This is a genomic window from Caulobacter segnis, from assembly GCF_029543125.1.
In the GTDB taxonomy this organism is placed as follows: Bacteria; Pseudomonadota; Alphaproteobacteria; order Caulobacterales; family Caulobacteraceae; genus Caulobacter; species Caulobacter segnis_D.
Map to the genome: position 1 here is coordinate 680755 of NZ_JARQWW010000001.1, position 21508 is coordinate 702262.

General features: G+C 63.7%; 18 protein-coding genes. 8 read left to right on the top strand and 10 right to left on the bottom strand.

All coding sequences use genetic code 11. The annotated features are described in order from the left end of the window. Positions 1 to 195 precede the first annotated feature (195 nt). Positions 196 to 546 (top strand): ethanolamine utilization protein, encoded by a 351-nt coding sequence (locus P7B02_RS03305; protein WP_277784877.1) that lies wholly within the window; start codon positions 196 to 198, stop codon positions 544 to 546. A gap of 516 nt (positions 547 to 1062) precedes the next feature. Then, positions 1063 to 1320: a hypothetical protein gene (locus P7B02_RS03310; RefSeq protein ID WP_277784878.1), complete on the top strand. Its 258-nt coding sequence runs from the start codon at positions 1063 to 1065 to the stop codon at positions 1318 to 1320. 24 nt (positions 1321 to 1344) lie between these two features. On the opposite strand, the gene P7B02_RS03315 is transcribed toward P7B02_RS03310, so the two are convergent. Continuing rightward, the gene (locus P7B02_RS03315; protein WP_277784879.1) at positions 1345 to 2499 is read right to left on the bottom strand and encodes a serine hydrolase domain-containing protein; all 1155 of its coding nucleotides are present in this window, start codon (positions 2497 to 2499) and stop codon (positions 1345 to 1347) included. A gap of 609 nt (positions 2500 to 3108) precedes the next feature. On the opposite strand from P7B02_RS03315, the gene P7B02_RS03320 reads away from it, so the two are divergent. After that, positions 3109 to 3555, top strand: coding sequence for a hypothetical protein (locus tag P7B02_RS03320; RefSeq protein WP_277784880.1), 447 nt, complete (start codon positions 3109 to 3111; stop codon positions 3553 to 3555). Between the two features lie 366 nt (positions 3556 to 3921). On the opposite strand, the gene P7B02_RS03325 is transcribed toward P7B02_RS03320, so the two are convergent. The 5 genes from P7B02_RS03325 to P7B02_RS03345 all read right to left on the bottom strand — a co-directional run bounded on the left by P7B02_RS03325 (position 3922) and on the right by P7B02_RS03345 (position 12204). Then, complete coding sequence (locus P7B02_RS03325; protein ID WP_277784881.1) at positions 3922 to 5022, bottom strand: esterase-like activity of phytase family protein; 1101 nt, start codon at positions 5020 to 5022, stop codon at positions 3922 to 3924. Next, a complete protein-coding gene (locus P7B02_RS03330; protein ID WP_277784882.1) occupies positions 5019 to 6023 on the bottom strand; it encodes a LacI family DNA-binding transcriptional regulator in 1005 nt (334 codons plus the stop codon). Before P7B02_RS03330 ends, P7B02_RS03325 begins: the two co-directional genes overlap by 4 nt. 100 nt (positions 6024 to 6123) lie before the next feature. Then, a complete protein-coding gene (locus P7B02_RS03335; RefSeq protein ID WP_277784883.1) occupies positions 6124 to 8481 on the bottom strand; it encodes a TonB-dependent receptor in 2358 nt (785 codons plus the stop codon). 203 nt (positions 8482 to 8684) lie between these two features. Then, entirely contained in the window at positions 8685 to 9545 is an 861-nt protein-coding gene (locus tag P7B02_RS03340) for a tyrosine-protein phosphatase (protein ID WP_277784884.1), read from the bottom strand. A 22-nt stretch (positions 9546 to 9567) separates the two neighbouring features. Continuing rightward, positions 9568 to 12204: a TonB-dependent receptor gene (locus tag P7B02_RS03345; protein ID WP_277784885.1), complete on the bottom strand. Its 2637-nt coding sequence runs from the start codon at positions 12202 to 12204 to the stop codon at positions 9568 to 9570. 211 nt (positions 12205 to 12415) lie between these two features. On the opposite strand from P7B02_RS03345, the gene P7B02_RS03350 reads away from it, so the two are divergent. Both P7B02_RS03350 and P7B02_RS03355 read left to right on the top strand, forming a co-directional pair. Next, a complete protein-coding gene (locus tag P7B02_RS03350) occupies positions 12416 to 13627 on the top strand; it encodes a TetR/AcrR family transcriptional regulator (RefSeq protein WP_277784886.1) in 1212 nt (403 codons plus the stop codon). A gap of 95 nt (positions 13628 to 13722) precedes the next feature. After that, positions 13723 to 15000, top strand: a complete 1278-nt coding sequence (locus tag P7B02_RS03355) for an MFS transporter (RefSeq protein ID WP_277784887.1) — start codon at positions 13723 to 13725, stop codon at positions 14998 to 15000. A 380-nt stretch (positions 15001 to 15380) separates the two neighbouring features. Here P7B02_RS03355 and P7B02_RS03360 read toward each other — a convergent pair whose 3' ends face one another. Further along, complete coding sequence (locus P7B02_RS03360) at positions 15381 to 16772, bottom strand: hypothetical protein (protein ID WP_277784888.1); 1392 nt, start codon at positions 16770 to 16772, stop codon at positions 15381 to 15383. After that, positions 16769 to 17761 carry a nucleoid-associated protein gene (locus P7B02_RS03365; RefSeq protein ID WP_277784889.1) on the bottom strand — a complete coding sequence of 331 codons (993 nt, stop codon included), beginning with the start codon at positions 17759 to 17761 and terminating at the stop codon, positions 16769 to 16771. The genes P7B02_RS03360 and P7B02_RS03365 overlap by 4 nt, the downstream gene beginning before the upstream one ends. 1240 nt (positions 17762 to 19001) lie before the next feature. On the opposite strand from P7B02_RS03365, the gene P7B02_RS19625 reads away from it, so the two are divergent. The 3 genes from P7B02_RS19625 to P7B02_RS03375 all read left to right on the top strand — a co-directional run bounded on the left by P7B02_RS19625 (position 19002) and on the right by P7B02_RS03375 (position 20303). Next, on the top strand, positions 19002 to 19328 hold the full coding sequence (locus P7B02_RS19625) for an excalibur calcium-binding domain-containing protein (RefSeq protein WP_347276631.1): 327 nt from the start codon (positions 19002 to 19004) through the stop codon (positions 19326 to 19328). Positions 19329 to 19497: 169 nt separating this feature from the next. After that, a complete protein-coding gene (locus P7B02_RS03370; RefSeq protein WP_277784890.1) occupies positions 19498 to 19686 on the top strand; it encodes a hypothetical protein in 189 nt (62 codons plus the stop codon). A 197-nt stretch (positions 19687 to 19883) separates the two neighbouring features. Then, positions 19884 to 20303: a hypothetical protein gene (locus P7B02_RS03375; RefSeq protein WP_277784891.1), complete on the top strand. Its 420-nt coding sequence runs from the start codon at positions 19884 to 19886 to the stop codon at positions 20301 to 20303. A gap of 125 nt (positions 20304 to 20428) precedes the next feature. On the opposite strand, the gene P7B02_RS03380 is transcribed toward P7B02_RS03375, so the two are convergent. Continuing rightward, on the bottom strand, positions 20429 to 20791 hold the full coding sequence (locus P7B02_RS03380; protein WP_277784892.1) for a hypothetical protein: 363 nt from the start codon (positions 20789 to 20791) through the stop codon (positions 20429 to 20431). A gap of 61 nt (positions 20792 to 20852) precedes the next feature. Next, positions 20853 to 21245 (bottom strand): hypothetical protein, encoded by a 393-nt coding sequence (locus tag P7B02_RS03385; RefSeq protein WP_277784893.1) that lies wholly within the window; start codon positions 21243 to 21245, stop codon positions 20853 to 20855. Positions 21246 to 21508 lie beyond the last annotated feature (263 nt).

Genomic DNA, 21508 nt, shown 5'->3' on the forward strand with positions numbered 1-21508 from the left:
GCAAGTCCGCGTCGCTGCCGCAAACGTCGAGGCGGACAGCGAAGAGCTCCACATCGATCCTTGGTGCGAACGGGGCTGGCCCAGCCGATAGCGGTCAGCCGTGGCATCTCTCCACGCTGATCGCCGCCCGATCGCGGAACCTGTGAGCTCTGCTCGGTTTAACTTGGCAGCATCCGCCCACGAGGAGACACGCCCATGAAGATGCGAGGCTTCACGATCGCCGACGCCCTCATGGAGCGGTCTCCAGGACAGGACGGCGAAATCTTCGCCGGCAACCTAGTCGACGAAAAGGACGGCGGTCCGATCAGCATCGGCTATGGCCGCTACGGCCCCGATGAGACGCTCACCGAAACCATGGCGGTCGATGATGTCATGATCGTGCTGGAGGGTGAGCTGACGGTCTCGACCGAGGCGACGGCCGTCACAGCCGGTCCCGGCGGCATCGTTCATATGCCCAAGGGCGAAACGGTGACCATACGATCGGGGCCGCAGGGCGCCCTGACCGCTTATGTGACCTACCCCCACTGGCGCACTGCCCGCGGCTGACCTGCGCCGCCCCGGCGGCAGATGCGCTGCAGGCAAAAGCGTCCTTAGAGTTCGTCTATCCGCCCTTCCTGAGCGCCGAAGCCGTCAAAATTTCCGCAAGGACAGCGGGCAGGCTGTCAGCCCCCAGGAACCCGTCAAAGAAGCCCCGGAGCCGCTGAAATGCGCAGCCAATTCGCCCCCATCAGGGTCGCTATGTCCTGCTGCGCCGCCGCGCTTGCGCTCTTAGTCGCCACATCGGCCCCCGCCGGCGGCGCCCCTGACCGCTGGGCGCCTTTCTTCGATATGGGCAGCGCTACAATCAGAACCGAACTGCCGAAAGGCAGGGTGACACGCCTGATGTCCGGCGCCGCCCGGTTCGAAGACGGGCGCTGGCTTCGTTGGCGTGAACAGTGGAGCGGGGGACGCATAAGCGGCCTCAGCCAGGTCCGCGTTGTGGACAGCTATGAGGCTCCCACCGAGCCGGCGCCTCAAGCTGCCCCTACGCCGGCTGGCCGGGGGACGTGCGAGGCAAAAACGATGGGATGGAGTCCGCTCGTCCTGTGGAACTGCAGCAAGGTCGCACACAGCCTCCTGGGCGCCGTAACGCCCGCCGGCGACGCCGCAGTCCTCCTGGAGCTTGACCGTCGGTACGACGCGATCGTTTCACTGCCGATGATGCACACCGGCACAAGATGGGTGAAGCTTGTGGGATCGGACGCCAGCCAGGGCGAATTCTACATGTTGTCGCTGGGATGGCCCTATGAGGCCCAACGCCCCTATCTGCGCGGGCAGTAAGCGGCCCGGGCAGGGCGTCGGAACTCAACCCGGGGCGCAGCCTTCCGCGGCGACGGCGGCTTCCAAAGAAGCGGTGTCCAGGTCCAGGAAGTCGGCGTTCATCAGAACAACCAGGGTCATGTCCTTTTCCGGATAGCGGGCCATCCAGACGGAGAAGCCGTCGATGTCGCCGGTATGCCAAAGTCTCGCACCGAGCGGAGACGCCGAGCGGAACAGACCCATGGCGTAATCGGCCTGCAGACCTTCGCGCCAGGCTTGCGGCATGCCTTCGCGGGTCGTGCGGCCGTCGCTGAGACGTCCAGGCGAGGTCATCAGTTCGAGACTTTGACGGCTCACGATGCGGCCCTCGAAAAGCGCGCGTGACCAGGCCAGCAGGTCCGAGGCTGTGGCGCGCATCGACCCGGCCGCTCCCGGCACACTCGGATCGATCCAGTCGGCGTTACGAAGCTGCAAAGGCGAACGGCCTGCCCGACTGTAGCCGCGGACCCGCATGGGCACGATGTCTTCCATCCGATCCACGGCGCTTGCCGTCATGCCGGCTCGCTCGAGGATGCGCGTGTGCAGGAAGTCGCCATAGGACGCCCCCGTCACCTTCTCGATCAGCAGACCCAAGAGGACATAGTTGCTGTTGCTGTAGGTCCAGGCCTCACCCGGCCGAAACGTCTGAAGCGGTTTCAGCTCTGCTATGACCGCCGCCATCTGGTCGGGCGTGCGCCGCACGGACTTCGTCCCGTCCCTGGCGAGCGTCTCGGCATAGTCGGCGAGCCCGGCGGTCTGGATCAGGAGCTGACGCACAGTGATCTGCCCGGCGAAGCTCTGATCGGGAAGGTAGTCGGCGACAGGGCGGTCAAGGTCCACGCGCCCTGTCTCGGCCAGCGCCAGGACGGCCGCGGCGGTGAACTGCTTGGTCAAGGAAGCGATCTTGAAAACCGATTGCGGCTGCATGGGAGCCCGGGCTTCCAGGTCGGCGAGCCCAAAGGCTGTGATGACGGGCGTCCTGCCGGGCGCGTCCACCGCCACGACCAGTCCCGGCGCGCCCTTGGAAAGGGTCTTTTGGCCGAACGCGTCGACGGCGGCGCCAAGGCTCGTGCAGGCCGGGACCGAAGGATTGGCGTGCGCCGCCGGGGTGAGCGCCCACGCCCCGACCATAAGCGCGGCGATGAGTGACGAGCGAAGCATGCAAAATCCTGAAAGTGCTTTCGGAGTCGAACTCCTATTGCTCTGCTGGCGCCGGCGCAAATGAACACCGCGCAACCTGCGCCTTCGATCCGCAGCGGCCGATCGAAGGTCAGACCGGCGGTCCTGGCGACCAGCAGAGGTGACGTCTGAGTTTCTGAGTTCCGGCGTCATTAAGCCGAGCTCCCTCGTCTGATGCTCGCTGCTGGGACAAACAATCTTAGGGCGCAGCGGACACACCGGGGGCTGGACGTTGGCTTTGATGGAATTAGAAACGTAGCGCTTCTTCTCAGATCTCAAGCGCGAGGAGGGAGCAAATCCGCGCGTGACCCACCATAGTTCCGCACTTTGGACAGACGGTGACCGCAAGCGCGTTCGAAGCGTTTGGGAATTACCTGTACGGAATGCTGGGAATTCTAGGCGGGATAACTGAGGCTGAGCTTCACGCGGCTGCCGGTTGGACGCAGAGCGGAAACGACGGGTGGGACTTCTGGTACAAGGTGGCTCTGCTGAAGATAGATCACACGTCGCAGCAGGCATTGCCGCGGGCAAAGCGTTCCTGAATGGCAACCCGATGACCAATCAAGAGATCTTCACAATCATTCAGGCGGCGTGCTCGTGATTATCCGCTTGAGCGCGCTTTGTTTCGCCGCCCTGCTGACAGCGGGCTGCTCTGAGGTGCAGGCGCAAAGCCTCTTCTGTGGCGCTCTTCCACCGGCGAACGCCGCCCCCAGCGCAGCCATTTTCGTCGACACCGATGGCGCACCAAGTGGTCGAGACGCTGTGCATGTGGCGCTTTGCGACGCTGGACATCGATGCCGCAAGCTCGTCACGACGCATGACCAAAGACTTTTAGCCATCGCACGGGCGCCTGGCGGCAAGGTTGAAGTCATCACCGCCTCCCGGGATCTCGCGATCGCTGATCGCGACAAGGCCGTGATCACACAGATTCCCGAATCCTCATTCAAGACGAGGGTTCGCAGCGCCATCAACAGCGGCGCCGCAGTGCTGGACTACAGCAACGCAATGTGCCGCGCCGATGCAGACTACAAGTTCTAGTTCTCCACAGGGGCCGGCCCGAGCCGGGTATTCCGCTGAGGCCAATCTCTGCTGTCTTTACTGACGCTATTGGCTCTGGCGTCCTTAAGCGCTGACGAGCCGCTCGCTCCTGGACTTTGGGAGTTCGACAGAAAGTTCCATTACCTTCCAATGACCCCGCAGAACGTGGCGTCATCGCTGGTCGAACGGGTATGCATCGGCCAAACGCCGCAATTATGGATGGCTCACCCGCCGCACGTGGCGGTCCGCGGCGCGCCGTGCGGGGCCAGCTACAAGATCGTGGCGGCGTCCAACCACAACGAGCGTAATCGGTTCGAAGGCGCGTTCACCCCTCACTAGCCTCACTCAACTGAAGGGAGATTGCCTTCAGGACCGCGCCGCGAGCGTGAAGACGACCACCTGACCCTTTTGGGTCGGGTCGAAGTTGTCGTCGGCCATGAGCACCAAGCTGCGACGCTTTCCCACGACTGGCCCCCAAGCCATGGCCTCCAGATTGGCGGCGGCCACGTCGGGCAATCGGTCGAAATTGACCAGCAGCCGCTTCGTCAGCGGGCGGATGTCGCCATTGGCCAGGCTTTCCTCGCCGGAGACATCGAGAGCGCCGCTCACATCGACGACGTAGATCCGGCAATGGAAGATGAAACGCCCCTGCGCATCCTCGACGCCCGAGCGCTCCAGGATCAGCAGCTGGCGCTCGTCGACCGCGAGAATTTCGCTGATCCCGTTGTCGCCGCGACGGGCCGGAGCAGCCTGCACCGGATCGAGGCGATAGGCGTATTGCGCCTGGATGCGGCCTTGCCTGTCGAGCCGGGTCAGGCGGACGACACCGGCCTGCGCCACCGTACTGACCGGGCCGTCCTGGATTAGCGGCCCCTCCATGGCGGCCCATAGCGTCCGGCCATCAGCGGAGAAGCTCAAGCCTTCGAGAGTCTGGTTGCGCCGGGCGCCGCGCCGGAAGCTGAACATATCCGGCAGGGCGACAGCGCCCAGTGGGTTGCCCTGGCGATCCATGCGCCGGATCGCCGGATCGAAGCGGCGCTGCGGATCACCTTCGGTGGACCACAGCAGGCTGCCATCGACCGGGTCGATGCGGATGGATTCCGCGTCGGCGCGCTCGCCCGAGGGCTCGCGAGCGGAGGGAAAGGTCGATCCATCTTCTCGGCGAAGCGAGACGACGCGCTGAAGATGAAGGCCGCTCACCGTCTTGGCGTCGAACTCCAGGCGACCGACATAGAAGCGCGCCGGAGCCAGATCGGATTTGTCATCCGAGATCATCAGCCACTCGTCCGTCGTCGGGTCGTAGTCGATGCCGGAAACCCCGCCGAAGGACGCGCCGTCGACGACAAGCGTCTTCGGAATCTCCAGCGCCCCGATCAGCCGCAGATCCCCCGGCGACAAGGGCGCGGCAAGAGCCGCGGCGGCGGTCGCCAGGGCGGCGAGGCCGCCAAGGAGCGCATGACGGATCACTTCAGGACCCGCACGGATTCGCGCGCCACCAACCGCACGCTAAACACCTGACGGCTGGGCGGCTCGCCCTTGGCGCCCAAGCGGCGGATCAGGGTCTCCACCGCCGCCGCGGCCATCTCCTCCACCGGCATGTCGATTGTTGTCAGGGACGGCGTGTGCAGTTGGGCCCAGGGGATGTCATCGAAACCCACCACGGAAACGTCGTCAGGCGAGGACTGACCGATCGCCCGGACGTGGCGCAGAGCGCCGATGGCGATCAGGTCGGCCCCGGCGATGACGGCGGTGGCCTCCCGCCGCTCCAGCGCCTCCCTCACTTGCGGCTCGAGATCGACGGAAAAGGCGTTGTGGACGTGCCAAGCCAGCTGCGCCTTCTCTTCCACCACGGCGATGGCCGCCTCGGCGCGCTGGCGGGCGCTGGAGGCGGCGTGCGGTCCGGAGATGACGCCGATGCGGCGATGTCCGGCAGCGATCAGATGCTCCGCCGCCAGACGGCCGCCCTGTGCGTAATCGGCCTGGATCACGTCATAGCCAGGCAGGTTGCGGTCGAGCACCACGGCCGGCACCCCGTCGATGATCTTGGAGACCGCTCCGGTATCGTCGATGGGAAACCAGATCACGCCGTCCACGCCGTGCTGGACCAGAAGGCCGGCGGCGTTCTGCTCCGCCTCGGGCGAGCCTTCGGTATCGGTCAGGAAGACGCTGTAGCCATGGGTGCGCGCCGCCTGGATCACCACCTGCGCCAGGTTCGGAAAGAAGGGGTTGGTCAGGTCGGGCACGATCAGGCCGATGGCGCCCGTGCGCCCGGTCTTCATGGCCTTGGCGCTCTGGTTGGGGCGATAGCCCAGCTCGGAGGCCACCTTCAGGATATGGGCGCGGGTCGCCTCACCCACCGAGCCCGCGCCATTGATGGCGTAGGAGGCGCTGGCCAAAGACACACCGGCCGCCTTGGCCACGTCCTTGAGGGTGGCGCGTCGCGATTGCGGAAACTCGGATTCGGCCATGAACGGTCCCTGCGGCGCCCCTGGACTGAGCCTTGGCGACGCCAGCGTCAAGCGGGCCCCGCACCGGACGGGGATCTGCGGCGCGGCGCCCTTACGTGGGTCAGAAGCGAGCGCGGACGGAGAAGGTGTAGGTCCGCGGCGCGCCGACGAAGTAGCGGTCCAAAGTGCGGACGGACGGGCCGCTGGTCAGGCCGAACTCCGGCTGGGTGGCGGTCGAGCTGCTGACCGCGCCGATGTAGCGCTCGTCGAACAGGTTGTCGACGTTGAACTGGATGCGCAGATCGGGGACGCCGGCGCGCTTCAGATCGTAGGTCGCCGACAGGCCGGTCAGGGTGTAGCCGTCGATCTTCTCGACGCCGACCTCCCCGAAGGTGGTCGGGGCGATGATGTGACCGCCGACCCGCTCGCCCACGTGGCGGACGCTGGCTTCAAGGCGCAGGCCGTCGATCGGCTCGATGCCCGCCTGGCCGTAGAAGCTGGTCTCTGGGATGTCGCGCACCCCGGCCCCGCCGATCACCCCCACCGAAGCCAGGGCCAGGCGCTGGGCGCTGCCTCGCGCCGGGTCGTCATGCTCGGCGTCCTGCTTGGTCCAGGAGCCGTAGAGATCGATCATGCCGAAGTCGTAGAACCCGGTCAGCTCCACGCCCCGCGTGCGGACGCCGGCGATGTTGGCGGCCTTGGTGGCGACGTTGCCGCGCACCACTTCCTGCGGATCGAGGGTCTCGGTCGGATCGCGTGGGACGATGCCGACATTGTTCTTCAGCTCGACATTGTAGGCCTGGACCGACAAGGCCATGTTCGGCTTCACATAGCGCAGGCCGGCGTCGAGGTTCTCGGTCTGCACCGCATCTAGATCGCCCGGATTGATCACCGCGGTCGAGCCGAGGAAGGCGTCCTCGGGGATGCCGGCGAAGTTCTTGGCATAGCCGCCGAACATCTCCAGCTCCGGCGTCAGCTGGTAGGTCGCGCCCAGCTTCGGATTCACATCCGAGGATTGCGAGAACTTGACGTTGGCCCGGTACTCCAACGGCGACTTGGCGTCATAGCTGACGTCGTACCACGTGACCCCCAGGTCGATCTTCAGGCGGTCATCCAGCAGACGAAACTGGTCCTGAGCATAGAGCATCAGGGTCTCGACCGAGGCCGTCCGCTCGTACTCCACATAGTTCAGACGCGAGCGGTCATAGGCCGTCGACTGGGCGGAGTTCAGGATCGGATAGAAGTTGCGGCGCTCGGTTGAGTCGCCGCCTTCCCACCAGGCGCCGACGCGCAGGTCGTGGCCGCGGCCGAACAGATTGTTGACCTTCAGTTCGCTTGTCAGGCCATAACGTTCCCGTTCACGCGGGGTGACGCGCATGTCGGCCGGACCGCCGACCGCATTGCTGTTGCGGATGGTGGTCAGGGTCGGACGCACGGCCCCGCCGTTGGCGTTGTAGCTGCTCACTGCGCGCGGATCGCCGCCGGTCAGGACACGCTGGCGGTCCTGGTAGCGGAAGGATTCCCCGTCCAGGGTCTGGTAGTACGGGTTCACGTCCAGGCTGATGTCGTCGGACACCTGCAGACGGCCTTTCAGATAGGCCATCCAGTCCTTGCGCCAGCCGCCCAGGGCGCCGCCGAAATCGATGTCGCGCGCCGGGATGCCGGTAATGACGTCGAGGGCGCGGTCGCTCTTGGGGTCGGCTTCGAACTCGCCCTTCGTGACGATGTTGAAGTCGTTGTCGGTCTGGTCGTTGTAGGAGACTCGGGCCTTCAGGAACGAGCCGTTGGCGAAGTCCTTCACCACCTTCAGCTCGTAGTGTTCACGCTCGGAGCCCCGGCTCTGACGGCCGGCCCACACGTCGTTCTGCTGATGCGAATAGGTGAAATATCCCGCAAGGCCCGGCGCGATCTCGCCGCTGTCGACGCGGCCGTAGATGCGGCGGAAGTCGAACGAGCCCGCCCCCGCCTCGACCGTGGCGCCGAAGTCCGGACGCGGCGCGTCGGTGACGAAGTCGATGAAGCCGCCCAGGGCGAAGCGCGACGGCGCGCCGATGTCGCCGGCGCTCTGGGAGACGGTGATCCGCGAGACGTTGCTGGACTCGATGAAGCGCTGCGGCGGCGAGCCGCCGTTGAAGCGGGAGTCCCCGGTGGGGATGCCGTCCAGGGTCAGGCCGATCTGCTCGTCGGTCAGGCCGCGCATGTAGATCTCGAACGAGAAGCTGCCGCCGCGCGCGTCGCCGGTGGAGACCTGGACCCCCGGCGCCTTGACCAGGGCTTGGGTGATCTCCGCGCCCAGCGGACGGGCCTGGATGTCCTCGGCGCCCAGTGTGAACACTGCGCGGGTCAGTCCGGAGCCGAAGCGCTCGGCGGTGACCACCACCTCATCGAGAGTTTCGGCGGACGTCCCCTGCGCCATGGCCGGCGCGGCGGAGAGCAGCGCACAGGCCGCGGTGGAAACAAGCCAGACGGACGTCTTCATCACTCAAAAAGCCCCCTACTTCGCACCGCCGGCGGCGCGGAATGGAATTAAGTGAAACGTTTCATATTCGGATTAGGTGACAGTTTTCCGATCCGTCGAGAAAGCAGCCGCCAGCCCGAAATGAAAAAGCAGGCGCCGGGGACGGGCGCCTGCTTTCACCAAAGGAGCCGGCGCCTTATGGCGGGGGCGGCTCTTCCGGAAGACTAGACCGTATAGAGCGCCTTCAGGCGGGCGACGCCGGCGGCGTTCACGCCAAGCTCACGGTCGAGATAGGCTTCGACCGAGCCGTAGTCGCGGTCGATCACCGCGAACACGGCCTGCAGGTAGCGGGCGTCCACACCCATGAACACCGCGCGGATGTCCTCGGGCAGACGGGCGAAAGCGGCGGCCTGGGGATTGCTGGCCGCCATGGCCGCCGGATCGGGGCGGTAGTAGCGGTTGGACAGCTCGTAGTCGGCGAGGATCGTCTCGCGCGGCACGCCCAGGGCCGACAGGATCAGGGCCGTGGCCATGCCGGTGCGGTCCTTGCCCGCCGAGCAGTGATAGAGCACCGCGCCCTCGCCCTTCAGCAGATCGGCGAACAGGGCCCTATGCTGCTGGCGCTGCATCTTCAGCATCTGCGGATAGGAGTTGGCGAAGACCGTACGCGCGCTCTCGACCGTCGCGCCGCCGCGCAGCAGGCCGGCCATGGCGGAGTGATCCATGGAGTAGTCGAAGGTGGTGATCTTCGGCGCCCCGGTGCCGGTCCAGGCGGTGGGCTCGGCCTGACGCTCCTCCACCGTGCGCAGATCATGGATAGCGCTCACGCCCTTGCCCTTCAGCACCGCGATATCGGCGTCGTCGAGATGCGACAGCTCGGCGGTGCGGAAGATCACGTCCCACTTCACGGTGCGGCCGTCGACGGTGCGATAGCCGCCGATGTCGCGAGCGTTCTGGACGGTCCTCAGCGGCAGGAGCCGCTGGTGTGCGGCCTGTTCGGCCGGGGCGGCCTGACGGGCCGGAGCCGCCGGAGCGGGGCCGGCCAGAAGCGCCAGCGCCGCCGCGCACAGAAGAAACTTCTTCATTTTGTTTTCCTTGTCCTTGCGATCAGAAGCGGAAGCGCACGCCGGCCAGATAGCGGCGGCCGACCTGTTCGACCTCGGTGGGGTGACGACGGTCGCCTTCGTAGGCGACGTAGGTCTCGTCGGTGAGATTGTTGGCGTCGAAGTAGATCGAGACGTTGTCGTTGATGGCGTAGCGCACCGACAGGTCGAGGTTCTCGTAGCCGTCGCGCATCTGGTCGCCGAAGCCCTCGAAGGTGAGGGTGTCGATCCACTTGGAGCGCCACTGGTAGCTGAGGCGCGCCGACAGGCCATGCTTCTCGTAGAAGATCGAGGCGTTGGCGATGGTGTCCGACACGCCCGGGAAGTCGACCGTGCGGCCGTCCGGCGACTTGAAGTCGCCGCTCAGTAGCGACAGGTTGCCCTGGAAGCCGAAGCCGTCCCAGACGCCCGGCAGGAAGACGAACTGCTGCATGTAGGCGAACTCGACGCCGTACAGCTTGCCCTCCCCGCCGTTCAGGGTCGTCACATATTCATAGCCCGTGCGGTCCAGGCCCGGCGCGTCGAACAGATCGCCCGACACGCGGGTGCTGCTGTCGAAAAGGACGTTGTCGACGTTGCGGTAGAAGCCGCTGACCGAAGCCAGGCCCGAGCCCGGCAGATACCATTCCAGGGAGGCGTCGCCGCCCCAGGTGCGCTCGGGCTCCAGATAGGGGTTGCCGGCGGTGACGCGGCGGCCGGTGTCGTCGATCGTGGCGCTGGTGCGCACCACCGCGAAGGACGGCCGGGCGATGCCGGTCTGGGCCGCGAGGCGCAGCACCAGGTCGTCCTTCAGGTCGAACTTCACGTTGATGCTCGGGAACAGGCTGGTGTCGTCCTGACTGGCGTTCACTGCGGTGAAGCCGCTCGTGCCCGGGACGAAACCGCCGATGTCCTGCGAGAGGCGCTCGACGCGCAGGCCGGCGACGAGCTGGGCCGGGCCAGCCTCGAACTTGGCGCTGGCGTAGGCGGCGGTCAGGTCTTCCTTGATTGCGTAGCGTGCGTTGGGCGCCGTCAGTCCCTCACGGCTGTACAGCCCCGCACCTCCGAGCGCCTGCAAGATGGCGTCGATGTCGCCGCGCATGGCGCCGTTGTCCACCCAGTTGATCCGGAAGCCGAGCGGGAAGCCGGTGTCCCAGGGCTTGTCGGTGACGTACTTGCCCGGGGTGAAGGTCATGCCGACGCGGGGAAGCAGTGAGGGCAGCATCAGGACCGAAGTCGTGGCGATGGCGGCGCCCTGAACTTCGCGGCTGTCATGCGCGGCGCCCATGGAGAGCTCGACGGTGCGGCCGCCCCAGTGGAAGGTCCGCGTTCCGTCCAGCTTGTAGACCCAGCTGTCGGTCTCCACAGCGCTGGTGATCGGGATCATCAGGCTGACGTTCGGATTGTCCTGACGCAGCGCGTCGCGAGCGGCGCCCCGGGTCAGACCGCCGGCTCCGGCGACCGTGTCATAGAGCGTGATGATCGGCAGATTGGCGTCGGAACGGTCGTAGGAGATCGACGGCGCGGTGCGCGGATCCACCCACATCTGGCGCATCATGGGCAGCCAGGTGGTGTTCTCCGTCTCGGTGTAGTTGATGCGCCAGCTGACATCCCAGGCCGCGAACTCGTGGTCGCCGCCGAGCGTGTTGATCCAGTTGCTGTTGCGGTATTCGCCGTAGTTGAAGGCGCCGGTGACCGGCACGCCGACCAGATCGCCCGAACGCTCGCCCACGGCGCCCGAGGCCGCATCGGCCAGTTCGAGGACGTACTGGTTGCGCTCCTCGTCGTCGTTGAAGTTCGAATAGAGCGACTTGAAGAACAACTCGTGGCCGTCCGCCGGGCGCAAGGCCAGGCCCAGCATGGCCGCCTCGCTGGAGCGGGTGACACGGTAGCTGCGGATGTCGAAGGCTTCCGGCAAGCCGGTGGTCGGATTGTAGGTGAACTCCCGGTTGTCGGTAAGCTGCTCGCGCTCGTAGTGCGACGCCGCCGCCATGATCCCGAAGCGGTCATTGGACCAGGAGGCGCGCAGGGCGGCCTGCTCCTGCGGCCCGCCGCCAAGGTTCATCTCGCCGTAGCCGAGGTCGCCCTGGACGTGGAATCCCTTGCGGTCGAAGGGCGAGAAGGTGCGCAGATTGACCCGCGCCAGAATGGCTTCGCCCGGCAGGTCCGGGGTCAGCGATTTGTTGACCTCCAGCGAGCTGAGGATCACGGCCGGAACGGCGTCGAAACGAAAGGCGCGCGACACGCCGCCTTCGTCCACGCCGACGATGTTGACGCCGTCCACGGACACGCTGGTCCAGCGGTTCGGGCCGCCACGCACCTGCAGATAGCGCTCCTGCCCCTGGTCGCGTTGTACGGCGACGGCCGGGAGGCGGGCCAGGGCGGCGGCGGAGTTCTGATCGGGGAACTGACCCACCGTGTCGGAGGCGATGACGTTGATGAGGTTGTCGGCGTTGCGCTGCTGGACCAGGGCGGCGCGCTGGCTGCCGACGATCGGCGAGGCGGTGACGATGATGTCGTCCACCGTCCGGGCCTCATTCTGCCGGGCTTGGGAGTCCGCCGCCGTCTGGGCCTGCACGGCGCCCGCGGCGATCAGAGCCATGGCCGCGACGCCGCCGCCGAGAACAGCCCGCAGAGAGAGGATGGATGGACTTTCGCGCATGGCCGCGCCCCCGTCAGATGATGATGGGAGGGCTAGTTAGAACGTTTGTTCTGCATCTTCGCGACGCCAGTGCGACACCTCGGTGACATCACGCCGCCCGTTGCCACCCAGCGCGATTAGAGGCACACCCACAAGCATGACGAAGTCGCCCGAACGCGCGCCCGGCAACGTTAATGATGCCAATAGCGCCGCAGACCGCCGCACGGAGCTGGTGGACGCCTTTCTCGCGCAGATGGCCGACGCCGGTGTCGACGGCGCTTCTTCGCGCAGCGTGGCCGCCCGGGCGGGCGCATCCGCCTCCGCCATCAACTACTATTTTGGCTCAATTGAACATTTGTACGGCATCGCTCAGAACGACGCGGTCGCCGAGGCGGAGCGCTGGCTGGATCGCCGCCTGGAGGAAATCGAAGCCGGCGAACCCTGGCGGGCGGACGCCTTCCCCGCCTTCGCCGCCGCTCTGATCGACAGCTGGTGCGCCGACCGCCGCGTGCAGGCGCATGCCGAGGCCTGCGACTTCACGGGATTGCCCTGGCGACCCTCGGACACGGCGGTTCGCTGGCTGAAGGTCTGGCGCGACTTCTGGACCACGGTGCTGCCGCGCTTCGGCCTGGACGCCAAGCTCGCCGTAGTGGTCGCGCCCATCCTGCAGTCCGAGCGCTTCGGACATCTCGCCCGTTGGCGCGCGCCTCACGACCGGGCGGGGCTGGAGGAGGTCTGCCTCAGGCTCGCCGCGCGGCTGTCGCGCGACCCCGAAATGCTGGCCCGCCCCACGCCCTGGCGGCTCGCCGCCGAACGCCTGTCGCAGGAGACCGTCGTCTTTCGTTCGCTGTCGCCCGCGGCGGAACGGATCGCCGACGCCGTGGTGGCCGCCGTCGACGAAGGCGGCGAAGGCGCCCTCACCCACCGCACCGCCGCCGCCAAGGCCGGCCTGAGCCTGGGCGCGGTGACCCATCACTTCCCCACCCGCAGCGCCCTCATGGCGGCAGGCTACGCGCATCTCTACCAGACCAACTTCGAGGCGGCGGTCAGCGCCCTGACCACCGTTGATGCGCCCGAGGCGGCGGCGGCGAACACAGCCGCCCGCCGGGTCGCCGATCATGACGATATCGGCCAGCACATGGTCAGCTTTCTCGACGTCGGGCGTTCGGCGCCGAGAGGACGCGGCTTCGAGGCCTTCTTCTTCGCGGCGACCCGCGATCCGTCCCTGGCCGACTTCGCCGCGCGCGTCCGCTACAGCCGAGGCTTCAACACCTTCAAGCACCTCGGAGCGGTCGCGCCGCAGCTGACGCGCATGGACGCCTTGCTGATCTCACACTGGATCTCTGGCGTCGGGCGCGCCGTCTCGGCTGATCCGTCCGAGGCGGCCAGGCTGGAAGCCGACATGTGCGCCTACGGAGGCAGCATCTTCCCGCCCAAGGCCTGATTTCACGGACTGCGAGGCCGCCAAGGCCAAGGTTTTCACGCGACCGTCACCGTGGGCTGCTAGCCCCTCCCCGGCTTCTCCCAAAGGCGGCTCACATGCAGAAGACCGATCGGCTCGGGCCGGGGCGCATCGCCTTGTTCTCCCTGCCGCTTCTGCTCTTCCAGGCGATCGGGGTGGCGTGGCGGATTTACCTCCCCGCCTTCATGGTCGGGACCATCGGCCTGTCCCTGGGCGCGGCCGGCGCGGTGATCATGATCGTCCGGATTCTCGACGCGGCGGTGGAGCCGCTCGTCGGCTGGATCAGCGACAACGCAAAGGGCGTTCTGGGCCGCCGCAAGCCGTGGATGATCCTCGGCGCGCCATTCGTCGCCGCGGGCGCGCTGGGCCTTTGCCTCGCGCCTCCCGGCACCGGCTTCGGGGTCGCCCTGGCCGGCAGCCTGGCCCTGAACCTGGGCTACACCCTGATCACCAATCCCTATGGCGCCTGGGGGCTGGAGCTCGGTCGCGACAGTCAGGAGCGCGCCGCCGTGGCGGGCGCCAGAATCTGGTTCGCGTCGGCCGGGATGATCCTGGTGCTGTTCTCCATGGCGGTTCTGGAGCGCCGCTTCGGCTTTGGCCAGACCGCGACGGTCGCCGCGCTGGGCCTCGCCATCGCCTTGATCACACCAGTCTCGGTGGGACTGGTCATGGCCCTGTTCGCGGAGCTGCCGACGGCCAGGATGACGCCGCCTGATGTCCCGGCGTTGCTGCGCGACATGCTGGGCAACAGGGGCCTGATGGTCACCCTGGCGCTCTACGGCCTGGCGGGCGTCTCGGACGCCGCGAGCATGGCCAGCTTCCTCTTCTATGTTGAGAACGTCCTCGGCCTGTCCGGATGGGGAGCAGGCCTGATGCTGGCGCCGACCGGCGTGCTGCTGGCCGCTCTACCCGCCTGGGCGTGGCTCAACAGGCGGATCGGCCGATCGCGCACCATGATGAGCGCCTACGCGCTGGACATTCTCATCGCGCCGCTCGTGTTCCTGGCGCCGGCGCATAACCCGCTTCTGCTCCTGCCGGTCCTGGTCCTGAAGAGCGTGCCCTCGGGGGTCGACTACATGCTGCTGCTCAGCCTGTTCGCTGAAGAGACGGCGAAGGACTCCAAGGCCGGACAGCGCCGCGCGGGCATCTATCAGGGGATCACCCATGTGACCTTGAAACTGGCTATGGGTGCGGGCGCGGCGGGCGCCCTTTGGGTGATCGGTCTGACGGACTTCGATGCGGGTGAACCGCTATCGGCAAGCGCTGAGCTGGCCATTCGCCTGGCCTACGCCGCGCCGCCGGCCATAGTCGGCGTCATCGGCCTGCTTATCTGGCGACGGGGCCTGATCCGCTGATCCAAGCCAACCTCGACTTCATCGAAGAAGGCCCTCCGCGATAGGTCGCGAAGGGCTTTGAATTATTCCCACTCCCCCGATGTGCCTGAGCATGAGGCCATTGCGGACCTGTATCTACCGATCCAGACGTCAACAAACCTGGCTGGGAGCGTGCTGACAGCTGTTCCCCAACCTTCAGCCCGCCACTCCCCCCAATCGCCTGCCGCCAAAGCAGACGCGCCTGGCGGCCGCTAAGCGCCACTTCCGGACATTCACTCCACGCCCGGAACAAGTCATTGTGGGCGTGAGTGCGGGTCCTGCTTTTCATCGTTGGTCCCTATTTCGCCTATTGTCCGATGCCGTCACTGGTCGAAAGTAGGCTCTGTCGAATTACAGGCGCCTTACAGCAGGGCGAGGACAGGACGCGCTATGGCCATCACTTCAGCGGGATACACTACCCACAAGAGTGCACTAATCAGCACAATGTAGACTGCTAATACTGGGACGACTGAAACTCGGTAGACCCATCGGGCCCGAGAGACAGGTCGGGTTACGAGATCCATCCACTGCTTCTCGGACATGAAGGCGTAAAGGCGCTGCCGCCATTGCGCACGCACTTGCTTGGCGAGAACATCAAATCTCCAATTGGAAAGCACGGTGGTCAGCAAGCTTGCAAACAGCAAAGCCGCCGCGCCTAGCGAAGCAATGTTCACCGTAAAGGAATTAGTTGTAGCCGAACGTAACGCAAATGCTGCACCCGCAATGGCTGCATCTCGCCAAAGAGCAGACAAAAGATCGCGCGTAGCTGTATGCGATCGCGCAACCTCTTCCTGCAGCGCTTTCCGGAGATCGCCCAAGGATTTGATCGCTTCCTTGCTGTCGTCCAGCAGGTGGAAAGCAAAGGCCTCTCGAGCGCTTGCCAGCGCGTGGTCCAATACACCTGCAAGACCCATGGGCCATTTGGCTTTCTCTGGCCAGTACAGAGCCAAGTGATTGTTGAGAAGGTGGAACTTGGTCTCCGTATCACGCTGTTGATCGTAGACCCACCGGACCGCATCCGTGACAACGTCGAAAAGCTGAGATTGCGGCATGCCGAGATCTACATCGGCGAAGGCAGACCTAGCGCCTTTCAGCACGACTTGTCTGGTTCCATTCGAAGCTCGAATTTCGGTTGGCAGGCAAAAGATCAGGTTTCTGACGGCAGCTTCTTTCCAAGCGGCGAAAATGCTGGAAGTCGCATCACCTGGGATCATAAGGTACCAGGGTCTGATGTCGGCAGGCGCCGACCGATAGCTCTGGTCCCGAACCAACCGCTGTGGGCTATCAAAAATGTCATCAAGGTGCTTGTGTTCGACTGCGCTCCCCCAAGGTGAATAGAGGCATGATCTCGTAGAGAAGGGCAAGAAGTCTTCAGCGATCCAGATTTTGCGAGCATCCCGCATGAAATCTGCATCACTAAGGGCGGTCTCGAAGCCTCTTCGAGTGATAAAATACGCCGTCTCTGCTTCGACCTTCTTCGTCAGACGAACGGAGACAGCTTCACCCTCTATGCTCGACACGTCACCATTTGCGAGTTCAACCTCTCCGCTGATGCTCCCAAACATGGCCAGCTTTCCCCGATCGGTCTGGGCCAGCACCGAGGCCAGCTCAGAAATCCGTTCGAAGTCCGCAGCGGAAATATTCGAAATCTGATCGACTCGGCAAACCGACGCCGTCTCGGCAAAGACCGCACCTTTCGATGCGGCCATTCGCTGAAGCAGGACACCGAGTTCGATCATCTCGTCGAGCGTCATAGGTTCGTCAATCGGCTCGTCGTGATGGTGATGACGGTACCCACTGCCGTCGTCGTCGTCTTCACGGTATCCGAAGCTTGTTCCGGCACGTCGATCTTCACGCCCTCAGCAGTCTTATATTTCTGTGGACGCTGCTTTCTCACGGCACCTTTGTCAAAGTTGAAGACCTCGCCTTCCATGCCCTTTTTGGCCAAACCTTTGTCGAAGCTGGCCCGCACCGCATCAGTGCCATGTGCACCGAAAAATTCGGCAAAGAAATCGGTGGCGTTGAACTTATCGCGCTTCTGAACCGTATCGTAGTACCGATCCCGCACGTTCTGGGTGATATCCGTAGGCAGGTCGTTCTGATGCTTTTTGACTACCTCCACGACCAGGTCCTCTACGGCTTTGGTCATTTGCTTGTCATCGAAGAGCCGCTTGCATGCCAGAAATCCACGGAAGAAATCGGTGATCTCATGACGGACGGTTTTGTCTACAACAACGATGCTGTCACCTTCATCGCCATCAAGAATTTCTACTAAAGCAGATTTTTGCAGCGCGTCGGCGGACTTCGTGAACGAGTTCGCGATTGCTTTCAGGATCGCCTTCGCATCGTCAGTAATGTCGTAGGTGACTGCCTCTTCGTGGTCATATTTCAGCACGGACAACAGCTTGCGCTGTCCGGTGACCAGCGTCATTAAGATCATTACGCCTGGTTTGATGCGCTTATCCCTGCCAGCGTGAAATGTCTGCGCGAGCGTCTTCGACACCGGTACGAACTGGTTTTCGTCATCCAAGACCTGCTTCAGCAGGGTCCTAGTTATGGAACCGTCGGCGAAGGTGAATCGGTTTCCCCGTAACGTTTCCATCGCCCTCTCGAGAAAAAAGCCCTCGAAATCTCCGATGGGCGTTTCATCGAGCAAGATCGGCTCATCGTTGCGGTGATGAACGACATGAAATATGAATTTGTCGATTGAGAGATTTTTGATCTCTTCTTCTGATAACTGCATTTCTTCCCCCAAAATGAGACCACGCGCAGCGCAAGCTATAGTCACTGCTCGAGAACCCAATTTGTTTATGTTTCGTTCTATCGCTTACCGGGATCGCTGTGAAGGCCGTTTGGCGCCAAGCTGGGTCGCTATGGAGGGAGCCTCTAACTAGCTCGCCAACGCAACGACGCTAAGCGTACTTGTCTTTTTCACGGCCCGGTCTGGCTGAACCAAGAGATCGTATCGTGAGAGGACATTCCGAACCGCCGCAATGCGCCGAAGGAAGCCGCCTTGCCGACGAGGCAGCGGAGGGTGTCTTGGCCCGCACCGCAGCAGACACCAGATTTACTAGCTCGTGTGACAGCTCGGGCAGCAATACGCGCATCCGTTGGATTTTGCATAAGTGCGCTTAGCTTGCTGCACAGCACCGGCGCAGGTCGCGTGATAGCCGAGATCCACGCGATTCGACCAATCCGGCAGCCGCTTGCATGTACCTGTATCGTGGACCTCGTGGTCGCCATTCGATTGGGCATTCCGATTCACGCAGTAGTAGGGCATTGGAGCTTCTCCCGCATAGGTGGCGGCCACGAGTAGCGAGCGGATCTAACTACTGTCAAGCTTCGGAGAGCGATGATTTGCGAAGTCGCGGACCGGTGCCTTCTCGGGTCGGCGCGCAGCCCCTGGTCTTAAAGCGAACGAGGCTCGACACAGGGTAGATCCGGATTTGGCGGCTCAGGTCGTTCGCTCGGCACCATCATTTGCCGTGCAGATGAGCGTGCGCTGCTCTGGCTCGCGCCGCGGAGGCGGAAATCTCGCTTCAGAAATGCAAGCCCTATGGTTCCAATAACGGGCGGGTTGGACGACGCATAGTTGTGTCATGCGTCATGTAGACGCGGGGAGTTGCAAAGCTTCACCATATACCTCCAACTGAACACGGGTCGCCCGCGCAGAACGGGTGGACGGGAGGGAAAAATGAAAGCTCTAGTTATAGCAGCGGCGCTGGCCGTTGGATTCGGCAGCGTAGCCGCTGCTGATCAATATGTTCGCGGCTACACGAAGCGCGATGGCACTTACGTTGCGCCGCACTACCGCTCGTCGGCAAATGGAACGACGTCGGACAATTATACGACGCGGGGAAACACTAACCCCTATACCGGCCAAGCGGGAAGCAAGCCCGATACGCGTCCTTCAACTACATACACACCTTACACGTCACGGCCTTCCGGCTCGCCACGGGCCAAGACCTCTTGCACCTCGATCTATGGGTGCTGAATTGCGTAGGATATTGAGGATTGGTGTGGTCCCGGCAATCACCGCTGCTTTTGCTGGGGGCCCCGTTGCGGCCCATCCTGGCGGCCTGAATAGCGAAGGTTGCCACAACAATCGAAAGACGGGCGATTACCATTGTCATCGTGGTAGCAGCCCACCCAAGAGCCTGAAGAGGGCAGTCTCCTCACCTCAATCCGGGCGCAGCTACGCAAATTGTTCCGCTGCTCGGGCTGCCGGTGCCGCTCCCGTATATCGCGGTCAGCCTGGATACGGTTCTCACCTTGACCGAGACAATGACGGCATCGGCTGCGAGCGATAAGGTGCCGCCTCAACAGGCTGCGAGCCCGTGCCTTCGAGCTAGCGGTCCTTCAAAATGGCTGCTTTGAGCCGAGTACGGTCCCCCGTCCGCTTGCAATGCGCCAAGAGCGGCCGCCCGGCCCGCCAATACGTGAGCTTGCAGTCGCCACCGCTCCGCTTAATGTCGGCCCATGGCAAATCTCGACTTGAGCGGCATGACCGTCAACGAGCGGCTCTTTACATGCGGCCTGATCGACGCTTTCGATCAAGCCGCAAAGCGACGGGACCGAGAGTCTATGGTGGCGCTTCTTTCGGAGGTTGAGGTCGGCTCCGAGACCGCCGATACGATCCTGCGCGATCCGAAAAAGTACGGCTATTAACCGACGCTAAGGGTCCTAATGCAGCCGCTGCCAAGAGCGGCTTTGAGCCGGGTACCGCCAGCCCTGCTCGGAGTGCTGACCAGTGCAATCAAACTCAGGGACACCGTATGCGAAGGGACATTCCCCGGAGGGGCCGACTCGGCCGAGGTGATCTTTTCGAGATAACCGCGCCAGACGGCCGGCTGGGATACGGTGTCGTGCTCAAGCCTAGCGGCCTCGACATCTTCCTCTTTCGCTCATTGCGCACTGAGCGACCCACTATCGCGGCGCTTATTGAAGACGAGGTTGCCCTGATCGGCACAACCCAGGACTCCCTCTTCTTTCATGGTGACTGGACTGTCGTGGATTGCGGCTTTCCAATTCCAGCAGACCTACCCTTCCCCAACTGGAAGGTTGGTATCGACGGCGAACTGCGAACCACAAACTATGACGGCGATCGCCACTGGCCAATGGAACCTAGCGAGATAGAGCTCTTGGACTTCAAATTTAGCGCAGCGCCTAAAGCCTTTCAGGCTGCTCTCCAGGCACTCAACGGGATTGGCGAATGGCTTCCACGCTACGAGAGGCTCACGGTCGCCTACGCCAAAAGGCGCGTGACCCGAGCGCTAGAAAACTAAGTGTGCCGGCGCGCCTTAGCGGCTGACGCCTCCTCCACTTAGCGGTCCTTAGATCTGACTGCTTTGAGCCGCGGGCGGCCCCTCGCCTGCTGGCGGATCGGCGCCATCAGGTGTTCCCGGCCGACCTATGACGAAGGCTTTTGGAAAATCTTCTCAAGGAGGAAGACGACGCCCAGCAGCATAGCGAAATGCACAAAGGCGATAGGAGCCAGCAGGATGGTTGGCTTCACTTGAATGCTCCAGTCGACCGCGAAGAGCACTAGCGTATGACCGACGATCACGAATGCGAAGAAAGGCCAATACCAACCCTGTTCGCGCAAGTCCCATCTGAGATAAGCGGTCACCACGATCACCGCGACCATGATGGAGGCGACAAACCCTCTGTCAGCCTGACCTGAGAAGGCAAAAGCAAAGAAGACCACAGCCATAATAGCGAAAAGGCAGAGTCTCCAACGCAGGCTGATCGGTCGCTCGTCGATCTCGTTCATTGACGCTTTGCGCCTCAACACCTTCAGCCAGCACACAGTCGTTGGCAGCTGACTACACCGGCTAAGCGGCGGACTTCGCCGCCACCCGCCGAAACTTACCCTGCAGCGCCCACACACCAATGATTGTGTAGAGCAGCGCCAGCACAATGGAGAACCGTTGCCACCCGTTGATTGTCCCATCAGGCGAGTCTGCGCGGATGAGAGCGCCTGAAGATTTCCAGAGGCAGAGCAGATAGCTGAACGCGCCGCCAAGGGCGATGAAGCTGCCGATGGCTGACAGGGCTGATTGGCCGTCAGGGCTTGTGACACTTAGGCTCTGACCGATGCCTAGCAAAGTCGGCGGCAAGATGAACAACCATCGTCTTTCGCCATCCTGCGGCTGAGTGCCTGAAGCGAGGTCAAAGATCGAGTACATCCAAAATGTTGGAATACCGATCACAGCAAAAAGGGTCATACCCGCGACTAGTGGGCTTGGCCCGGCCTGAGACCCGATGGAGGCCATAAGGACCGGCAAAAAATAGGAAATCAGGAAAAATAGCGTCCAGCGAGCCGGACGGAGCAATGAGTGGCGCGGCATGGTCCTTCGAGGAGCAAAGCGCTTCTAAGGCGAAGCTTCACCACCATCCATTGATCTTGATGCTCATAGCAAGCGATGATGGCGCCGAGAATTTGACGCGACCTTGCTAACGACAGCTAAGAGCCGGCTCCGGCCCCTCC